The organism is Embleya sp. NPDC050493 (genome assembly GCF_044458105.1).
Classification (GTDB): domain Bacteria; phylum Actinomycetota; class Actinomycetes; order Streptomycetales; family Streptomycetaceae; genus Embleya.
Window position 1 is genome coordinate 1 of record NZ_JBITHP010000018.1, and the last position, 18,321, is coordinate 18,321.

12 protein-coding genes are annotated in these 18,321 nt (G+C 73.3%); 2 read left to right on the forward strand and 10 right to left on the reverse strand.

Going from position 1 to position 18,321, the window contains the following annotated elements; genetic code table 11:
* Positions 1-196: 196 nt before the first annotated feature.
* The gene (gene katG / locus ACIBM5_RS29425; RefSeq protein WP_396009549.1) at positions 197-2,428 is read right to left on the reverse strand and encodes a catalase/peroxidase HPI; all 2,232 of its coding nucleotides are present in this window, start codon (positions 2,426-2,428) and stop codon (positions 197-199) included.
* 568 nt (positions 2,429-2,996) lie between these two features.
* On the opposite strand from katG, the gene ACIBM5_RS29430 reads away from it, so the two are divergent.
* The gene (locus ACIBM5_RS29430) at positions 2,997-3,407 is read left to right on the forward strand and encodes a Fur family transcriptional regulator (RefSeq protein WP_396009550.1); all 411 of its coding nucleotides are present in this window, start codon (positions 2,997-2,999) and stop codon (positions 3,405-3,407) included.
* An 89-nt stretch (positions 3,408-3,496) separates the two neighbouring features.
* Here ACIBM5_RS29430 and ACIBM5_RS29435 read toward each other — a convergent pair whose 3' ends face one another.
* Both ACIBM5_RS29435 and ACIBM5_RS29440 read right to left on the reverse strand, forming a co-directional pair.
* The gene (locus ACIBM5_RS29435) at positions 3,497-5,896 is read right to left on the reverse strand and encodes an ATP-binding cassette domain-containing protein (protein WP_396009551.1); all 2,400 of its coding nucleotides are present in this window, start codon (positions 5,894-5,896) and stop codon (positions 3,497-3,499) included.
* 250 nt (positions 5,897-6,146) lie between these two features.
* A complete protein-coding gene (locus ACIBM5_RS29440; protein WP_396009552.1) occupies positions 6,147-6,902 on the reverse strand; it encodes a class I SAM-dependent methyltransferase in 756 nt (251 codons plus the stop codon).
* 154 nt (positions 6,903-7,056) lie between these two features.
* Between ACIBM5_RS29440 and ACIBM5_RS29445 the strand changes: the two genes are divergently transcribed.
* A complete protein-coding gene (locus tag ACIBM5_RS29445; RefSeq protein WP_396009553.1) occupies positions 7,057-8,079 on the forward strand; it encodes an NAD(P)/FAD-dependent oxidoreductase in 1,023 nt (340 codons plus the stop codon).
* Between the two features lie 145 nt (positions 8,080-8,224).
* Here the strand turns inward: ACIBM5_RS29445 and ACIBM5_RS29450 are convergent, their stop codons facing one another.
* From ACIBM5_RS29450 to ACIBM5_RS29480, 7 genes are all read right to left on the reverse strand, one after another.
* Positions 8,225-10,201 carry a condensation domain-containing protein gene (locus ACIBM5_RS29450; RefSeq protein ID WP_396009554.1) on the reverse strand — a complete coding sequence of 659 codons (1,977 nt, stop codon included), beginning with the start codon at positions 10,199-10,201 and terminating at the stop codon, positions 8,225-8,227.
* 175 nt (positions 10,202-10,376) lie between these two features.
* Positions 10,377-11,762 (reverse strand): class I SAM-dependent methyltransferase, encoded by a 1,386-nt coding sequence (locus tag ACIBM5_RS29455; RefSeq protein ID WP_396009555.1) that lies wholly within the window; start codon positions 11,760-11,762, stop codon positions 10,377-10,379.
* Positions 11,752-13,044: a class I SAM-dependent methyltransferase gene (locus ACIBM5_RS29460; RefSeq protein WP_396009556.1), complete on the reverse strand. Its 1,293-nt coding sequence runs from the start codon at positions 13,042-13,044 to the stop codon at positions 11,752-11,754. The genes ACIBM5_RS29455 and ACIBM5_RS29460 overlap by 11 nt, the downstream gene beginning before the upstream one ends.
* A complete protein-coding gene (locus ACIBM5_RS29465) occupies positions 13,041-14,774 on the reverse strand; it encodes an ABC transporter ATP-binding protein (protein WP_396009557.1) in 1,734 nt (577 codons plus the stop codon). Before ACIBM5_RS29465 ends, ACIBM5_RS29460 begins: the two co-directional genes overlap by 4 nt.
* A complete protein-coding gene (locus ACIBM5_RS29470) occupies positions 14,771-15,607 on the reverse strand; it encodes an ABC transporter permease subunit (protein WP_396009558.1) in 837 nt (278 codons plus the stop codon). Before ACIBM5_RS29470 ends, ACIBM5_RS29465 begins: the two co-directional genes overlap by 4 nt.
* On the reverse strand, positions 15,604-16,509 hold the full coding sequence (locus tag ACIBM5_RS29475; RefSeq protein WP_396009559.1) for an ABC transporter permease: 906 nt from the start codon (positions 16,507-16,509) through the stop codon (positions 15,604-15,606). The genes ACIBM5_RS29470 and ACIBM5_RS29475 overlap by 4 nt, the downstream gene beginning before the upstream one ends.
* A gap of 168 nt (positions 16,510-16,677) precedes the next feature.
* Positions 16,678-18,243, reverse strand: a complete 1,566-nt coding sequence (locus tag ACIBM5_RS29480; protein ID WP_396009560.1) for an ABC transporter substrate-binding protein — start codon at positions 18,241-18,243, stop codon at positions 16,678-16,680.
* Positions 18,244-18,321: the final 78 nt, after the last annotated feature.

Here is an 18,321-nt window from a genome sequence, read left to right on the forward strand (position 1 = left end):
GACGACGCCGAACTGCGCGAACCGGTCGCCACCCGCTACTGACCGCCGGACGCCGGCGCGGAAACGGGGGGGTCCCCCGCGGGGTGGGGCCCGGTGGGTGTTGGGGGGGCGCCCCCGGGCGCGGGGGGGGGCGGCGGCCGCGGCGAGGGCGCGGGCGTCCGGGTCGGCCCGGCGCGGGCCGACCCGGACGTCGTGCTCACGCCAGGTCGAACCGGTCCAGGTTCATCACCTTGTCCCACGCGGCGACGAAGTCGTGCACGAACTTCTCCTTCGCGTCGTCGCTCGCGTAGACCTCGGCGAGCGCGCGCAGCTCGGAGTTGGACCCGAAGACGAGGTCGACCCGGCTGCCGGTCCACCGGACCTCGCCGGTGGCGGCGTCGCGACCCTCGAACGTGCTCGCGTCCTCGGAGGTCGCCTTCCACGTCGTGCCCAGGTCGAGCAGGTTGACGAAGAAGTCGTTGGTCAGCACCCCGGGGGTCGCCGTGAAGGCGCCGAGCGGGGACTGCTGGTGGTTCGCGCCCAGGACCCGCAGGCCGCCGACGAGGGCGGTCGTCTCCGGGGCGCTCAGGGTCAGCAGGTTCGCCCGGTCGATCAGCAGGTACTCGGCCGGCAGCCGATTGCCCTTGCCGAGGTAGTTGCGGAATCCGTCGGCAGCCGGTTCGAGCGCGGTGAAGGACTCCACGTCGGTCTGTTCCTGCGAGGCGTCCACGCGGCCCGCCGTGAACGGGACCTCGACGTCGAAGCCGGCGTCCTTGGCGGCCCGCTCGACCGCGGCGGCGCCGGCGAGCACGATCAGGTCGGCGAGCGAGATCCGCTTGCCGTCGGTGCGGTCGGCGTTGAACGCCTCCTGGATTCCCTCCAGTGCGCTCAGCACCGTGGCCAGCTCGTCGGGCTCGTTGACCTCCCACCCGATCTGCGGCTGGAGGCGGATGCGCGCACCGTTGGCGCCGCCGCGCTTGTCGCTGCCGCGGAAGGACGAGGCCGACGCCCACGCGGTGGACACGAGCTGGGACACCGACAGGCCCGAGTCGAGGATCCGGCTCTTGAGCGCGGCGACGTCCGCGGTGTCGACGAGCTCGTGCGTCACCGCCGGCAGCGGGTCCTGCCACAGCAGCGTCTCGGTGGGGACCTCCGGACCGAGGTAGCGCACGACCGGGCCCATGTCGCGGTGGGTCAGCTTGAACCACGCGCGGGCGAAGGCGTCCGCGAACTCGGCGGGGTTGTTCAGGAAGCGCCGCGAGATCTGCTCGTAGGCCGGGTCGAACCGGAGCGAGAGGTCGGTCGTCAACATCGTCGGCGCGTGCGTCTTGGACGCGTCGTGCGCATCCGGCACGGTGCCGGCACCGCCGCCGTCCTTCGGCCGCCACTGGTGCGCGCCGGCCGGGCTCTGGAACAGCTCCCACTCGTAGCCGAACAGAATCTCGAAGAAGCTGTTGTCCCACGTCGTGGGGGTGTTGGTCCAGATGCCCTCCAGACCGCTGGTGATCGCGTCGCCGCCCTTGCCGGTGCCGTAGGAGTTCTTCCAGCCCAGGCCCTGCTGTTCGAGCGGCGCGGCCTCGGGGTCGGGGCCGACGCTGTCCGCCGGGCCCGCGCCGTGGGTCTTGCCGAAGGTGTGGCCGCCCGCGATCAGGGCCACCGTCTCCTCGTCGTTCATCGCCATCCGGCGGAACGTCTCGCGGATGTCGCGGGCCGCGGCCAGCGGGTCCGGGTTGCCGTTCGGGCCCTCGGGGTTGACGTAGATCAGGCCCATCTGGACCGCGCCGAGCGGGTTCTCCAGATCCCGGTCGCCGGTGTACCGCTCGTCGCCGAGCCAGGTGGTCTCCGGGCCCCAGTACACGTCCTCGTCGGGCTCCCACACGTCCGCCCGACCGCCGCCGAAGCCGAAGGTCTCGAAGCCCATCGACTCCAGGGCGACGTTGCCGGTGAGGACCAGCAGGTCGGCCCACGAGAGGTTGCGGCCGTACTTCTTCTTGACCGGCCACAACAACCGGCGGGCCTTGTCCAGGCTCGCGTTGTCCGGCCAGCTGTTGAGCGGGGCGAAGCGCTGCTGGCCGGAGCCGGCGCCGCCGCGGCCGTCGCTGATCCGGTAGGTGCCGGCGCTGTGCCAGGCCATCCGGATCATCAGGGGGCCGTAGTTGCCGAAGTCGGCGGGCCACCAGTCCTGCGAGGTGGTCAGCACCTCGGCGATGTCCCGCTTGACGGCGGCGAGGTCGAGGGTGTTGAACGCCTCGGCGTAGTCGAAGTCCTCGCCGAACGGGTTGGCCACGGCCGGGTTCTTGGCGAGGATCTTCAGGTTGAGCCGCTCCGGCCACCACTGCCGGTTGCCGCCGCCCTGCGTCGGGTGCGGGGCGCGTCCGTGTGCGACCGGGCAGCCCCCCTCGCCCTCCGTCTTCGCGTCTACGACGATTGCATCATGGTTCTCAGACATGGGAATCCTTCCGGACCAGGCGGATCACGGTGCTCGGAACTGCGGATCGCGGTGCTCGGAACTGCGGGTCACGGAGCCGGGGGACTGCGTGGGCGGTGGAATGGTCGGGGCAGCGGCCCGGGTCGGCGACGACACGACGTCGCCGGTCGAACCGGGTCGAGGCGCCAACCGGTTCGAGGCGGTGAACGGGTCGCGCCGGCGGGAGCGGGTCGAGGTCCCGGGGTGCGGTCCGAAGGGGAATGTGATCACGTTCGTCCCATACCCACCGCACGCCCGGAAGGCGATCGCCTCGACACCGAGGTGGTCACCGTCCGGAATGCTCCGGAGCAGCGCGACGCGGATGGCCGTCATGCGCAGGCCGGTACCGCGCGGCTTCTCGACGGTGGTGCCGTCACGTCTGCGTCTCCTGCCGTAGTGGAGTCTTCTGCTGCCCCTTGGCTACCGCCGGAACCGATCCTACGATGGACAGAGTCCAAGTCAAGATGCTCGCCAATCCCGTACCCAACCGGAATCCGGACGTCCACCGGTAAACTTCGGTATCCCACCGAGCCTGAATAGGTGAACCGACATGAGCGACCTGCTGGAGCGGCTGCGAGAGCGCGGTTGGCGGATGACCTCCCAGCGGCGTGTCGTTGCGGAGGTCCTCGACGGCGACCACGTACATCTGACGGCCGACGAGGTACACGCCCGTGCGGCGCGGCGGTTGCCCGAGATCTCCCGGGCAACCGTCTACAACGCGTTGGGCGAGTTGGTCTCGCTCGGCGAGGTCAAGGAGGTCTCCACCGACGGCCGCGCCAAGCGTTACGACCCCAACGCCCACCACCCGCACCAGCACCTGGTGTGCTCGGCCTGCGGCACCGTGCGCGACGTGCACCCGACCGGCAACCCGCTGGCCGACCTGCCGCCGGACCAGCGGTTCGGCTTCACCGTCTCCGAGGCCGAGGTCACCTACCGCGGTCTGTGCCCGTCCTGCGCCTAGGTCCTGTTCGCAGGCCCGGTCCACAGGCCCTGTTCGACGAGGGCACGGCGGCGTGGCCGCCGGTCGGGTGTCGCGCCGATGCCGGTTGTTCAGGCGCCGACGTAGGCCGCGAGGTACTCGCCGGTCAGCGTGGAGCGGTCGGCGACGAGGTCGGCGGGCGTGCCCTCGAAGACGACCAGGCCGCCGTCGTGGCCGGCGCCGGGGCCGAGGTCGATGATCCAGTCGGCGTGTGCCATCACCGCCTGGTGGTGTTCGATCACGATGACCGACTTGCCGGCGTCGACGAGCCGGTCGAGCAGGCCGAGCAACTGCTCGACATCGGCGAGGTGCAGTCCGGTGGTCGGCTCGTCGAGGACGTAGATGCCGCCCTTCTCGGCCATGTGCGTGGCCAGCTTGAGCCGCTGCCGCTCACCGCCGGACAGCGTGGTGAGCGGCCGGCCCAGGCTGAGGTAGCCCAGCCCGACATCGGCGAGCCGCACCAGGACGGCGTGCGCGGCCGGCGTGTGCGCGGCACCGGAGCCGAAGAACTCCCGGGCCTCGGTCACCGACATGGCGAGCACCTCGCTGATGTCGCGACCGCCGAGCCGATACTCCAGCACCGACGCCTCGAACCGCTTCCCCTCGCACTCCTCGCACACGCTCGCGACGCCGGCCATCATCGCCAGGTCGGTGAAGACGACGCCCACGCCGTTGCAGGTGGGGCAGGCGCCCTCGGAGTTGGCGCTGAACAGCCCCGGCTTCACCCCGTTGGCCTTCGCGAACGCCTTGCGGATCGGGTCGAGCAGGCCGGTGTACGTGGCCGGGTTGCTCCGCCGCGATCCGCGGATCGCACTCTGGTCGACCGACACCACACCCGCGCCCGCGGCGGCCTCCGAATCCTTGACCAGCGACCCGTTCACGAGCGAGCTCTTGCCGGAGCCGGCGACCCCGGTGACGACGACCAGCACCCCGAGCGGGACGTCCACGTCCACGTTGCGCAGGTTGTGCGTGCTCGCGCCGCGGATCTCCAGCGCGCCGGTGGGCGTGCGTACCTTCTCCTTGAGGACGGCCCGATCGTCGAAATGGCGGCCGGTGACGGTGCCGCCCGTCCGCAGTCCCGCCACGGTGCCCTCGAAGCAGATGGTGCCGCCCCCCGCGCCGGCGCCCGGGCCGAGGTCGATCACGTGGTCGGCGATCGCGATCGTCTCCGGCTTGTGCTCCACCACGAGCACCGTGTTGCCCTTGTCCCGCAGCCGCAGCAGCAGGCCGTTCATGCGCTGGATGTCGTGCGGGTGCATCCCGATAGTGGGCTCGTCGAAGACGTACGTGGTGTCGGTCAGCGAGGACCCGAGGTGTCGGATCATCTTGACGCGCTGCGCCTCGCCGCCGGACAGGGTGCCCGCGGGCCGGTCGAGCGAGAGGTAGCCCAGCCCGATCTCCACGAACGAGTCGAGGGTGTGCCGCAGCGTGTCGAGCAGCGGCGCCACCGACGGCTCGTCCAGGTCGCGGATCCAGGCGACCAGGTCGGTGATCTGCATCGCGCACGCGTCGGCGATGCTGATCCGCTTGATCTTCGAGGATCGGGCACCCTCGCTCAGCCGGGTACCGGCGCACTCGGGGCACGTGGTGAACGTCATCGCCCGCTCCACGAACGCGCGGATGTGCGGCTGTAGTGCGTCGATGTCCTTGGCCAGCATCGACTTGCGGATCCTGGGGATCAGCCCCTCATAGGTCAGGTTGACCCCCTCGACCTTGATCTTGGTCGGCTCCTTGTGCAGGAGGTCGTTCAGTTCCCGCTTGGTGAACCTGCGGATCGGCTTGTCCGGGTCGAAGAAACCGCAGCCGCCGAAGATCCGCCCGTACCAGCCGTCCATGCTGTAGCCGGGGACCGTGATCGCGCCCTCGTTGAGCGACTTGGAGTCGTCGTAGAGCTGGGTGAGGTCGATGTCGGAGACCGTGCCGCGGCCCTCGCAGCGCGAACACATGCCGCCGGTGCGGTCGAAGGTCGCCTTCACCGCCTTCCTGGCACCGCGCTCGACGGTGATCGCGCCGCTCGCGCGGACCGAGGGCACGTTGAAGGCGTACGCGCTGGGCGGGCCGATGTGCGGCTTGCCGAGTCGGCTGAACAGGATGCGCAACAGCGCGTTCGCGTCGGTGGCGGTGCCCACCGTGGAACGCGGGTCGGCGCCCATGCGCTGCTGGTCGACGAGGATCGCGGTGGTCAGCCCTTCGAGGACGTCGACCTCCGGCCGCGCGAGCGTCGGCATGAAGCCCTGCACGAAGGCGCTGTACGTCTCGTTGATCAGCCGCTGCGACTCCGCGGCGATCGTGCCGAACACCAGGGAACTCTTGCCCGAGCCGGAGACGCCGGTGAACACCGTCAGTCGACGCTTGGGGATCTCGACGCTGACGTCCTTGAGATTGTTCACGCGCGCGCCGTGCACCCGGATCAGGTCGTGGCTGTCGGCAACGTGCGGCGCAGGCGACTGCGAGTCCGTTCTCTTGGCCATGCTCGTCGTGTCTCCATCTCTCGGGCGGGACCGCTTTCGCGGCCTCCGCCGGCGTCGCCCGGCTCGATCCGATCGGGGTCGAACCGTACATCCGGTGCTCGTGCGCCTCGGCCGGCGGAGCGGCCCGGGGAGGGCGCCGCCGTCGGCCGCGGTGTCGGCCGGCCGGCAGGGCGCCGTCCGTGATCATCACGCTAGCCGCGGCCCGGTCGGTCGCGCTTCTCGATTCCTGATCGATCCGGCCGCAATACGATCATCCGGCGCGCTTCGGGTCCTGCCCGGCCCCGGGTGTGCGCAGTTCCAGGAGGCCGGAGCCCAGGCGGCGGGTGGCGAGGCCGGCTTCGGCGGCCTCGGCTTCCATCCGCGCGAGCGGGATGGGATGCATCGTGAAGCCCGCCGAGCGCTCGTCGAGCACGCGTCCGGCCCTGGTGGTGCGGTAGGTCATCGTCCAGTCCATCGTGTCGGCCCCGCTGGGTTCGGCTCCCATCCAGCCCTCGTACACGAGATCGCCCACGGCACTGGCGTGATAGCGGGTTCGTGGGATGCGGCAGGGCGCGGGCGGCTCCTGCACCTCGACGAACGCCGGTGCCCCCGGAGCCAGTCGCTCCGCCAGCAGGCGGGTCAGCAGACGACGTTCGTCGGCGTCGAAGTGATGCAGGACGGCGGTGGCCACGACGGCGGACAGGACCGGCGGCAGCGCGGGCTCGGCTTCGGCGAGCGTCGCGGCATGGATCGTCACCCGCCCGCGCAGCGCCGGATCGTCAGCCGTGCGGGTACGCAGCACGGCGCACATCGCGGTGGACGGTTCGAGCGCGACGATGCGCGCGGCGGGCAGTGCGTCCGCCACGACTCGGGTGGACAGGCCCGTGCCCGCGCCGATGTCCAGGACCGGGCCCACCGCGGGGTCCACCTGGCGCAGGGCGTCGGCCAGGACCGGGCGCAACTGCCGCCAGTAGGGCTCGGACATCAGGTGGTAGTAGTCGGCGGTCACGGCGTAGGGGTCGTTCACGGAGGCCTCTCGGGCGGGATGCGGTGTCGGTCGGGCCCTCGGGCGTTCGGAGTGCATGACCGTTAATGGAAACGATTATCATGAGCTATAGGGTGTGGTGTCCAGGGGCCGGGCATCTCCCGTCCGGGTCCCGCCGACGAGAGGGAAGGTTCCCGTGAGCGAGACGAGCACGGCGCGCGAGGCGGATGAAGCATCCGGAACGCGTGAAGCACCCGAGATAGGCGAAGCGGGCGAGACGAGCGAGACGGGCCGAACCGGTGAGCCGTTCGATGTCGTCGTGGTCGGGGCCGGCCCGGCGGGGTTGAATGCGGCCCTGGTCTCCGGACGGCAGCGTCGCCGCGTATTGCTGATCGACAGCGGCCGGCCCCGCAACGCCCCCTCCCCCGAGACCCACATGTTGCTCAGTCGGGACGGCTTCTCCCCCGCCGCGTTGCGCGCGGCCGCCCGTGCCGACCTGGCGGCGTATGCCACCGTCGAGACCCGCGCGGGCGAGGTGACCGACGCCCGCGCACTGGACTGCGGATTCGAACTCGTGCTCGCGGACGGGCGGGTCGAGCACACCCGCAAGCTGATCCTGGCCACCGGGCAGGTCGATGTCCTGGTCGACATCCCCGGTCTGGCCGAGCGGTTCGGCCGCGGGGTCTTCCATTGCCCGTTCTGCCACGGCTACGAGACCCGCGACATGCCGCTCGCCGTCGTCGGGTCGGATCCCGCCTCGGTGATGTTGGCCCGCTACGTGGCCGACCGCTTCTCCGACGACGTGGTCCTGGCCACCCACGGGCAGGTGCCGACCGACGAGCAGCGCGCCCTGCTCGCCAAGGCCGGAGTCGGGCTGCGCGTGGAGCAATTGACCTCGATCATCGGCGAACCCGGCTCCCTGACGCTGGAGTTCGCCGCCGGATCGCCGTTGGCCCGAGGGGCGGTCTTCCACCGCACCCGGATCCACCAGCACTCCGCGCTCGCCGCGCGCCTGGGCTGCGCGCATCTCCCGGACGGCTGCGTGCGCGTGGACGAGTTCCAACGCACGTCCGTGCCGGGCGTCTTCGCGGCCGGCGACATGGCCCGCCTGGCGGCGTTGCCGGATCCGCTGACGTTCGTGGTCACCGGCGCGGCGGACGGCGCCCGCGCCGCGGTGTGGGCGGATCAGGAACTGTTCAGGGCGGACGCGGGACTGTAGCCGGACGCTTTCGGTCGGCCTTCGTCGGCCTCGGTCGGATCGGCATCGAGCGCACCCGCGCCGGACGGATGGCTTCCGTCCGGCGCGGGTGCGCTTCGGCGCGGTGCGGGTGCGGGTGCGGCTCCGGGTAAGGGTGCGGGGGCGCTCAGCGCAACGGCTCGTGCTCGTCCTCGCGTTCCGCCGAAGCCGTGCGGACCGCCTCCGCGAGGGCTGCCACGGTCGGCGCCGTCAGGAACGCGCGGGGCGGCACCCGGCCCACGCCGGTTCGTGCGAGCATCGCGAGCATGCGTACCGCCAGCAACGAGTCGCCGCCCGTGGCGAAGAAGTCCGTCGCCCGGTCGATCGGTTCGTGCTCGGGCAGCCCCAGCACCGTGCGCCAGGCATCCGCGATGGCCTGTTCGAGGGCATCGCGAGGGAGGCCGCCCGCAGTTCGTACGACGGTCCGAGCACGCGCGTGCAGGCGTGGCGCCGCCGGGTCGTCGGTGGGGTCGAGCGGCTGCGGGAGCGAGTGTTCGACCTGCCATCCCTCGGGCTCGGCGAGGGCTGCGACAAGGCTTGTGAAGTGGGTGAAGAGCGCGTCCAGGGCGGCGGGGGCGAACAGTTCCTCGACCGCGGACATCCCGATCACCAGTTCGTCGCGCGCCTCGTACAGGCGGGCCTCCAGGGCGACCTGTGGCGTGCGCAGTTCCTGGTGGTGGTCCTTGAGGTCCACCGCGCCCAGCGGTCCGGCGTCCTCGGGGACCGCGCTGCCCATCGCCGCGTCGACGCCCAGGGTGCTCTGGAACACCACCGGTGCCACCGGACGGGTGGTGCCGCGCCTGCGGGCCAGCTCGCGACCGATCTCGACCCCGGACACCAGGTTGTGGGCCAGTGCCCGACCCAGGTGCTCGCCCGTCGACCGGGCGGCCTCGGCGAGCGTGGTGCGCGCGTCGAGCTCGATCGCGAGCGGGACGGTCGTGGAGAAGGGCCCGATCATCCGATGCACGTCGGGGTGCAGCGGCAGTCGACCCAATTGCAGGCTGCCCACCAGGAAGCGTCGATGGCCGGCCATCCGCGCGAGGGCCACGGTGTAGGCGGCCAGCGCGGCGGACGACGGCGTCACCGCGTGGCTGCGGCACAGGTCCCGGAGGGCTTGCCAACGCGCCGGTGACAGGCGCGACTCGCGGCTCGTCATCACCGGTTCGGCCACCGCGTCCGGCTGTACCGCCAGCGGCAGCGCGGGCGGTTGCGGCAACTGCGACAGCCGTCGCCACCACCAATCGCGGTCGGCGATCCACCTCGGGGTCGCCGGCAGGGCGGCCAGCGCGGTCGCGTAGTCGCCGAAATCCACGTCCAGCGGCGCCGGCACGGCGTTCCAGTCGGCGGCGAAGGCCAGCAGGTCCCGGTAGAGCAGGCCCGAGGACCAGCCGTCGATCAGGAGCAGGCTGGTCGCCGAGTGGATCCGGGCACGCCCGCCCGGCAGCAGGCTCAGCCGCACGTCGATACCGGGCCCGGTCTGCGGATCCGGCCCGTGGTGCCGCATGCGCTCGCGCAACTCGCCCACCCGCAGGCGGGCTTCCTCCGGGTCCGCGTCACGCCAGTCGTACACGGTCGGTGCCACGATCGCGTCCGGGTCGTCGGGGTCGAGGATGTGTTGCCGGCCGTCCGCGGTGATCCGGGCGCGCAGCATGGGCTGATGGATCATCAGGCGGTACAGCGCGTCGCGCAGCGCCTCGGGCGCCTCGTCGGCGTCCACGTCGCGCAGCGCGAAGTCGAGGTAGTGGTGGGCGGACGCGTAGGACAACTCCCAGGCGTCCTGTTGACCGACGAAGTAGCCCTGCTGCAACGGGAGCAGCGGGAACGCCGCGCGCGGATCCGGACGCGGCGTCACCTCCAGGTCCGGGACGCTCGCCGCGCCGGAGGCGGGTGCCCGCGTGGCGACGGCCGTCGCGAACTCCGCGAGGGTGTTCTCCACGCGCACGTCGGACAACGCGAGTACGGCTCCCGCGCGGCGGCGCACCAGCGCGGCGGTGCGCACGGCGAGGATCGAGTCCCCGCCCAGGGACAGGAAGGTGTCGTCGGGGCCGATGTCGACCGCGGGCAGATCCAGGATGTCCGCCCAGATGCGGCGGACCAGGGTCATCGCGTCGATCGGATCCGTGGGGTGGCCGGGAGTACCGGCAGGAGCGCCGGGAGCACCGGGAGCACCGGGCGCGGGCGATGCGGTCGGGCTCGTGGGACGGAAGGTGCCGGGCGCGGGCGATGCGGTCGGGCTCGTGGGGCCGGGGGTGGTGGGCACGGGTTCCTCCGGGGCGGTGTCATGGGGCGGGCACGGTGGATGGGGCGAGGGCGTCGACCGCGTGTACTTCGATCGGGGCAAGGGCGGTGGGCAACAGGTCGGCGGCGGCTGCCCGGACCGCACCCGGGTCGGGGCGCGGCCGGCTGGGCTCGCGGGGGCGGGCGGTGAACACGTGTTGCCCCGCGGCGGCCAGGGGATCGCCCGGTCCCGGGTCCACGGCGACGTGGTCGAACCCGGCCGCGTGCAGGGAGGTGGTCCATTCCCCGACCGTCGGGAAGATCCGGTCCCCGCCGGCGCGGAAGTCGGCGAAGCCGGGCACCGGATCGTCGGCGCGCGCCGACATCAGGAACTGCATCCCGGTCGAGAGCACGGCGTGCTCGCGGCACGACTCCAGGAAGACCAGGGTGCCGTCCGGCGCCAGGAGTTCGCGCAGCAGAGCGAGGCCGCGGGTGGCATGTCGGGCGTTGTGCAGCACATTGGCGGCGAGGATCACGTCGAACGGCGGTTCGGCCGCGAGCCGGGACGACCTCGGCGCGTTGATGTCGACGAGCGTGTAGCGCAGACCCGGGCGGCCGGCGAAACGTCGTCGGCCGGCGTCCAGGAAGAAGCTCGACACGTCGGTGAACAGGTAGTCGACCGAGCCGAGTTCGGACAGCACGCTTTCGGTGGTGGCGCCCACTCCCGCCCCGATCTCCAGGACACGTGGTCGCCCCGCGGCGCGGCCCGCGGCGTGCGCCACCGCCGTCGCGGCCACGGCGTTGACGTGCCGACTGATCACGTTGTCCCGGTAGTTGCCGGTCGCGGTGTCGGTGGCTCCGCCCTCGAACAGGGAGGCCTGTACGGTGCGTTGCCCGCTGACGAGAGCGGGCAGGGCGCGCAGTGTGGTCTGGAGGAAGCGGCCCATCGCCGGCGGGTAGCCGAGTTCGCGGCGGGCGGCGTCCAGACCGACCATGGCGACACCGAGTTCGGCTCGCGTGACGGCGCGCAGCGGACCGTATCGCGCCTGCGCCGGGACGGCGGCGAGCAGATCGTGTTCGGTCAGCGCGGTCAGCCAGCGGCGGATGATCCAGCGATGGCGTTCGGGGACGCGCAGCCGCTCGCAGATCTCGGTCGCGGTGTGCGTGTTGCCCGGCGTGAACAGACCTGCCCCGTGCAGCGTGTGTGCCATCGCCAGGACCGCGGCCCGGTCCAGTGCGGCAATGGCGGGCGTCACGTCGGGGCCGGTGTACGGCGGACTCGGGGCCGGGGTTCCGGGGGTGGTGGGATCGGGCGGGTGGTGACCGCGGACCAACGCGGCGACGGCGGCGACCGGGCCGTGGGCGATCCGGAACACCTCGGCTGCGGCCACGCCCGGCAGCGCTTCGAGCACCTCGCGAACGCGGAGCAGGTCGTGGTCAGCGGACACGGGCGGCCTCGCGGGTGGTGGGCGGCGCCACGGACAGGCGCGGCGGGGTGCGCCCGGGCAGCCGGGTGCGCAGGTGGTCGCGCAGGACTTCGGGCAGGCGCCGGGCGATGAAGGCGTGCAGGGGTTCGTGCGCGGGTGCGGTGCCGTCGGCGATGTCCTCGACCGGCCGAAAGCGGGCGCTGTCGGGGCCGGCCACGGCCAGGCGGGTGGGGTCGTCCGGGTCGACCAGCACGACGGCGTCCCGGGCCGCGGCCTCGGTGTGCAGGTCGTGCGGGGTGCGGGCATCGGGGTGGTCGGTCAACAGCGCGTTGGGTACGGGCGATTCCGGGCGGGTCGGCGTCGGGCCGGGTGCGGCGTCGACGCGCAGCAGCGCGTCGTAGCGGTAGCGGGTGAGTTCGGTGTCGGCGGCCATCGTGCGGGCTCGTATCGAGAGTTCGACCCGGCGACCGGTCCCGGTCGCGGCCCATGCCAGCGCACGCGGGTCGAGCAGCATCTCCTCCTCGTGCCTCGCGCGTTCCCGTGCCCGGCGTCGGATCTCGTCGGGTGCGGCGCCGGGGTCCTTGGCCCGCTCGACCCAGCGGGCGTAGTGATCGAGCAGACCGGCGTGGCGGATGTCGCCGACCAGCACACTCCCGCCCGGGGCAGGCAACGCGATCGCGTCGTGCAACACGGCCCGCAGGTAGGCCAGGTCGGGAAAGCACTGCGTGACGGAGTTGATCAGGACCAGGTCCGGCGGCACATCCGGCCCGAACGCCGCGGCCGACGCCCGGGTGACCGCCGGCGAGCGCAGCTCGTGTGCGCCGGCCGGCACGATCGTGGCGTACGCGAGATCCTGGTTGCGCAGGCGGTCGACGGCCGCGGCGGACACGTCGGTGCCCACGTACGCGGTGACATGGGCACCGAGCGCGCGCACGAACATCCCGCTTCCGCAGCCGGGTTCCAGGACTCGGGTGGGCCGGCAGGACAGCGCGAGCGCGGTGGTGGTGTCGCGCCAGTCCGCCATGTGTGCGGCGGGCAGCGGCCGTCCGGTGTCGGAGGCGAGCCATCCCGACAGGTCCGCGTCGACGGGGTGTTCCGGGCCGCGGGGCCGGTCGTACACCCAGTCGTAGACGTCGCTCCAGTGCTCCAGAAACTCGCGGAGCAGACCCCCGGGGGTGGGCCGAAGTGCCGATGCCTCCGGGTGCGGCACGACGACCAGCCCGCCGTCGGGTGCGCGTCGGGCGTCGCCGACCCACGGGTGCGCGCGCAGTTCGCGCAGAAGGTCGTCTCGATCGTGGCTCATGTACTTCCTTCGGATCGGTCGGATCGGTCGGGGCGGCCGGGGTCGGGATGGCCGGGGTGACGGAGGCCGGGAGCGCGGTGGTCGGGGGCGGGTGTGCCCTCGGTCAGGGCGCCCCCGGTGATGTGCAGGACGCGGTCGGCGCGGGCCGCGATGTGGGGGTCGTGGGTGGCCATCAACACCGCGAGGCCCTCGGCGCGTAGACCGTCGAGCAGGTCGAGGAGCGCGGCGGCGGTGTCGGCGTCCAGCGCGGAGGTGACCTCGTCGGCGAGCAGGATCTGCGGCCGGGCCGCCAAAGCCCGGGCGAGGGCGACTCGTTGGCGTTGCCCGCCGGAGAGCCGACCGGGTCGACGTCGGGCCGTCTCGGCGTCGAGGCCGACGGCGGCGAGCAGCCGCAGTGCCTCGTGCCGCGCCGGGGTGCGGGCGAGCCCGTCCGGGCCGCGCAGGGGGCGGGCAACGGCGCCGATCACCCGGTGTGCGGGGTTGAGCTCGTCGCGTGGATCCTGCCCGACGTATTGAATGCGCCGAAGTTCGGCGCGCGAACGAGCGGCGGCGGATGCGGCGAGCGGACCCAGGTCCGTGCCGAGGTGGAGGGTGCCCGCGCGAGGTGGATGGAGTCCGGCCAGGGCGCGCAGCAAGGTGCTCTTGCCGCTGCCGGACGGTCCGATCAGCGCGACGAACTCACCGGCGTGCAGGCTGAGTTCGACACCCCTGAGCAGCGGTGCAGCGAACTCCCGGCGAGCCGGCGCAGGATCCGTTCCCGAATCGGATTCCGGTCCCGGTCCCAGTCCCGGTCCCGGTTCCGGCTCCGGTTCCGGTTCCCGCACGCTCTGCAGTTTCGATCCGATGGACGCCGCCGTGGTGAACGAAGCGGCGCCCGCCTCGGGCCCGCCCCCGGCGGACGGCGTGACGGCGCGGTCGGCGCCGGCCAGTTCCACTGCGTGTGCGGCCAGAATCGGCGGCCCGATGAGCGCCCGCTCGCGACGGGGCACGCTTCGGCGGATCCCGGGCCGGTCGAATCGCAGTACACGGTCGGCGAGTTCGGCGATCAGGTACGGATCGTGGGTGGCCGTCACGGTCACCCGGGAGCGATCGTGGTGTCGTTCGCGGATCAGGTTCGTCACCCGGCCGGCGGTCTCCCGGTCCAGGCTTGCGGTGGGCTCGTCGAGGAAGACGAGCACCGGGTCCGCGACCAACGCGACGGCCAGGGCGGCGCGTTGTGCCTGGCCTCCGGACAGCGCGGGTGGCCGCTGCGCGGCGAGCCCGGCATCCAGCCCGAGCCGATCCAGCAGTTCGAGGGCCTGTTCGCGGGCGGCCCGGCGGGCGACACCGCGGTCCGCGGCGGCCTCGGCGACCAGGTCGAGGATCGTTCGGCGTGGGTCGAGCGCGCCGTGCGGATCCTGACCGAGCAGGCCGACGTGGCGCAGTCGCCAGGCTCGGCCCGCGTGCGCGGTCGGGCGGGGCGCGCCGTGCCAGGTCACCGTACCGGCGGTGCTGCGCAGCCCGACGGGAAGCGGGCCGAGCAGGGCACGCAGCGCCGTGGTCTTGCCGCAGCCGGACGGGCCGACCAGCGCGAGTACGCCGCCGGCCGGCGCGTGTGCGGTGAACCCGTCCAGGACCGGGCGGCCGGCCGCGTCCACGACCCGGATGCCGTCCGCCCGGAGGCCCTCGCCGGCGTCGAGCGGGTGCGTGGGGGCGGCGATCGGGCGCGTCGTGGTTTCGGGGGCGCTCATCGAAGCCCCGATCCGGTAGCCGCCCGCGCGGCCGTGTGTGCGCTGCCGGCGACGGCGAGAGCCAGGGCGGTGAGCAGCACGGCGGGCGCGGCCAGGGCGGCGGGGTTCAGGGCCGCGCCGGGCAGGTTCTCACGCAACATCGCCGCCCAGTCCCCCGCCGCCGGCACGGTACCGCCGAGTCCCAGCACGCCGAGGGCGCACGAGAGTTGCAGCGCGGTGACGAAACGAAGCCCGAAGTCGGCGGCGAGCAGCGCGGACATCGACGGAAGCACCTCGCGGACCAGGATCGTCGGCGACCGTTCCGCCCGCAGCCGCGCCGCCCGAACGTAGCCGGAGGCCAGGGCGCGGGTCGCGGCATCGGCCACGAGCCGCGCGGTGAGCGGCGCCCCGGACACGACGGTCGCGGCGATCACCGCACCGGTCCCGGGCAGTACGGCCGCCAGGAGCAGCGCGGGCAGCAGTGCCGGCACCGCGATCAGCAGATCGGCGGCGAGGTCGACGGCGTAGCCGGTGCCCGGCCGCCCGCCCGCGGCGATCAAGCCGGCCGCAGTGCCGATCAGGCACGTGCACGCGGCGGCCAGGGCGCCGACCGCAAGCAGCCGGTGCCCGCCGGCCATGGCCCGGGAGAGCACGTCGCGGCCCAGGACGTCGGTACCCAGCACGTGCCGCCCGCCCGCGGGGGTCCACGGCGCACCGACGGGCGCCGCCGGGTCGTACGGGGTCAGCGCGGGCCCGACGACGACGAACGCGACGAGCAGGCACGCGGCGGCGGCCGGAAGCAGCGCCCGCGGGCGCACCGCGAGCCGCGGTGACCGGCGGTCGACGGCGCTCACCGGTCCACCCGCCCGGCGACCAGGTCGGCGACGAGCAGGATGCCCGACACCACGACCGCCGAGCCGACGGCGAGCAGGTGGACCACGGGGGTGTCCCGGGTGGCGACTGCGGTGACCAGGAGTTCGCCCGCACCGGCGTAGCCGAAGGTGCTCTCGGCCAGGGCGGTTCCGGCGGTCGTGGCCGAGACGGCGACCGCGAGCACCCGCAGCGCGGGCACGGCGAGTGCGGGTGCGACGTGCCGGCGCAGGATACGGCCGGGTGGGACGCCGCGCAGGCGCGCGTCGACGGCGTGCGGGGCCAGGAGCGCGTCGGCTACGGCACCGCCGAGCAGCGCGGTGGCGAACGCGGCGGTGGGCAGGGCGATGGTGAGTACGGGCAGGATCAGGATGCGGGGCTCCGTCAGGGGATTGCCGCCGGGTGGCAGCAGCGACACGGGAGGCAGCAGGGCGAGGCCGCCCGTGAGCAGAGCGGTCAGCCCGGCGGCCACCACGGGTTGCGGGACGGCCGCGAGTGCGGTGGCGAGGCCGGACGGCCCGGTGTGCGGGCGACGCAGCGCCCGGCGCCCGGTGAGCAGGCAGCCGACCAGGCATCCGAACGCGGCGCAGGCGAGCGAGAGTCCGGCCAGGATCAGGGTCGCGGGCAGTCGTTCGCCGATCACCTGGTACACCGGGCGGCCGGTGAGCAGCGAATGTCCGCCGTCCCGGCCGGCCAGGTCCCCGACGGTGTGCAGCCAGCGCAGCCACTCGGGGTCGGTCAGGCCGCGCCGGGCGCGTAGTTCGTCCAGTCCGGTGGGTGTGACCCGCCCGCCGCCGAGGGTGTCCGCGGCATCGCCCGGGAGCGCCTCACCGGCGGCGAACACCGTTGCGGAGACGGCCAGGAGCAGGAGCGCGGCGCGCAACACGGCGCCGAGCAGCCGAAACCGTGGCCGTCGAGGCTGTGGCGGTCGGGCCCGAGACGGCAGGGGCCGTGACTGTCGGCGCCATGGCCGCGGCCATGGCGTCGGCCGACGGGAACGCGACTCGGGCGCACCGGCGAGCGGCTTCCGGGACGGGCGGGTCGTGATCATCGCCTACCGGGCCATCCAGACCGAGTCCAGGAGAAACCGTCCGAACCCCGGCGTGGTGGGCATCCCGTGCACGGCCGCGGAGGTCAGGTCGAGCCCGTCCCCCAGACCCCAGACGAGATAGCCACCGTCCGCCCACAGTTCCTTCTGGAGCGCGCCCAGGTGCGTCTGTCGGGTCTGGTCGTCCCGATTGCCCATCGCCTCGCGGAAGCCGGCGTCCCACCCGGGTCGCCGCCAGGCGCTCTCGTTGCCGGGCGAGGTCGACAACAGCGTGACGCGCGCGACGTCGGTGAACGGAATGCCGCCGAAGTAGCCGGTGTAGAAGTCGGCGGTGCCCCATACCGCGGTGAAGTAGGTGTCGGGTGGCTCGTTGCGAACGGTCACCACGACGCCGATGTCGGCGAGTTGGCGGGCGTACAGGGCCGCCGCGGTGTCCATGCCCGGGTAGGAGGTGGTGGTGCGCAGCGTGACGCGCAGTCCGTCCGGGTGTCCCGCCTCGGCGAGCAGTTGCCGGGCTCGGGCGAGGCCTCGGGGACGCTGGGCGAGATCCTTGGGGTACGAGGGGTCGTACGGCGTCGGGAGGTCGTTGCCGATGCCGCCGAAGCCCAGGAAGACGGTGTCCACCAGGGCCTTGCGGTCGGCGGCGAGCTTGAACGCCTCGCGCACACGGGGGTCGTCGAAGGGCGCCCGGTCCAGCCGCATCACGAACGGGTAGGCGGTGACGCCGGTCCGGCGGACCACCCGGGCACCGCTCCCGGCGGTCTTCGCGGCGGCGGGCCCGACGCTGCCGGCCGCATCGACCTGTCCGGAGGTGACGGCCGCCGCGCGGGCCTGGGGGTCGGCGACGGCCCGAATGTGTACTCGGTCCGGGTGCGGACGCGGGCCCCACCACTGGGGGTTGCGGCTCAGGGTCGCGGTCTGCGCGTCGGCCGTGTCCAGCCGGAAGGGTCCGGAACCGGGCGCGGGGCGGGCGAAGTCGGTGGTGCCGTCGGGTACGACGAAGGTGACGGATTCGAGCGCCTCGGGCACCAGGGCATCGGGGGTGCGGCTGACCAGGACCACGGTGTGCTCGTCCGCGGCGGAGGAGGCGTCCGTGTCGAACTGGGCGAGCCGGCCGTAGTTCTCCGCGGCCTTGCCCTGGATGCGGCGCAGCGAGTACAGCACGTCCGCGGCCCGCACCGGGCGCCCGTCGGTGAACCGCGCGTCCGCGCGCAGGTGCAGCGTCCACCGGGTCGCCGACGGGTCGGCGTCCCAGGATGCGGCGAGGCGCGGTGCGGCGCGGCCGTTGCCGCCGGGCACGGTCAACACGTCGTACATCAGCGCGAAGCGCTGCACGTCGGATTCGTTGGCGAGTCCGCCGTGCGGGTCGTTGCTCGCGGTCGCCGGGCTGCCGGCGAGGGCGTAGCGCAGCGTGCCGCCGTCGCGCGGCGCGCCGGTGGGGGCGGCGGCCTCGGGGGTGGGCGTGTCGGTCCGGGCGGAGCAGGCGGCCAGGAGGCAGGCCGCGGCGGCGAGACGAACGAGGTTGCGAGCGGCGCGGTGTGGGCCGGTCGGCCGGGATCGGGCGATGCGCATGGGGTCCTCGGGGTGATGGAACAGGGAACGGGAAGGCGACGCGCGGGCGGGAGCACGTGCGTGGGCGCGGGCGGGAGC

Excerpts from the sequence above, each read along its gene's own strand:
- ACIBM5_RS29450 (WP_396009554.1), bottom strand. The coding sequence starts at position 10,201 with ATGACCCTGGTCCGCCGCATCTGGGCGGACATCCTGGATCTGCCCGCG.
- katG (WP_396009549.1), bottom strand. The coding sequence starts at position 2,428 with ATGTCTGAGAACCATGATGCAATCGTCGTAGACGCGAAGACGGAGGGC.
- ACIBM5_RS29465 (WP_396009557.1), bottom strand. The coding sequence starts at position 14,774 with ATGAGCGCCCCCGAAACCACGACGCGCCCGATCGCCGCCCCCACGCAC.
- ACIBM5_RS29460 (WP_396009556.1), bottom strand. The coding sequence starts at position 13,044 with ATGAGCCACGATCGAGACGACCTTCTGCGCGAACTGCGCGCGCACCCG.
- ACIBM5_RS29480 (WP_396009560.1), bottom strand. The coding sequence starts at position 18,243 with ATGCGCATCGCCCGATCCCGGCCGACCGGCCCACACCGCGCCGCTCGC.
- ACIBM5_RS29430 (WP_396009550.1), top strand. The coding sequence starts at position 2,997 with ATGAGCGACCTGCTGGAGCGGCTGCGAGAGCGCGGTTGGCGGATGACC.
- ACIBM5_RS29435 (WP_396009551.1), bottom strand. The coding sequence starts at position 5,896 with ATGGCCAAGAGAACGGACTCGCAGTCGCCTGCGCCGCACGTTGCCGAC.